The 550-nt window shown below is 74.5% G+C and carries 1 protein-coding gene; it reads left to right on the top strand.

Annotation, left to right across the window (positions count from 1 at the left end):
• The coding region (locus tag KUM32_RS36290; protein ID WP_217146157.1) for a squalene/phytoene synthase family protein at window positions 1-550 on the top strand (550 nt) is incomplete at both ends.

Here is a 550-nt window from a genome sequence, read left to right on the forward strand (position 1 = left end):
CAGACCGGCTGGAGAGCACCCGCGAACTGCTTCTCCGTATCGAGGACGGCGCGGTGGAGCAGGACGACACCGACCCGGTGGCCGTCGCCCTCACCGACGCCGCGCGCCGCTTCCCGATCCCGCTCGGCGGGCTCGACGAGCTGATCGACGGCGTGCTGATGGACGTGCGCGGCGAGAGCTACGAGACGTGGGACGAGCTGCGGGTGTACTGCCGGTGCGTGGCCGGCGCCATCGGCCGACTCTCGCTCGGCGTCTTCGGCACGGTGCCCGGGGCCCCCGGCGCCGAGCGGGCCGCCGAGTACGCCGACACGCTGGGGCTGGCCCTCCAACTCACCAACATCCTGCGGGACGTTCGGGAGGACGCGGCCAACGGGCGCACCTACCTACCGTCCGACGACCTGGCCAAGTTCGGCTGCTCGGCGGGGTTCCGCGGCGCCACGCCGCCGGCCGGCGCCGACTTCACCGGCCTGGTGCACTTCGAGGCCCGGCGCGCGCGGGCGCTGTTCGCCGAGGGCTACCGGCTCCTGCCGCTGCTCGACCGGCGCAGAGG

This window comes from Streptomyces sp. AC627_RSS907 (assembly GCF_019049165.1).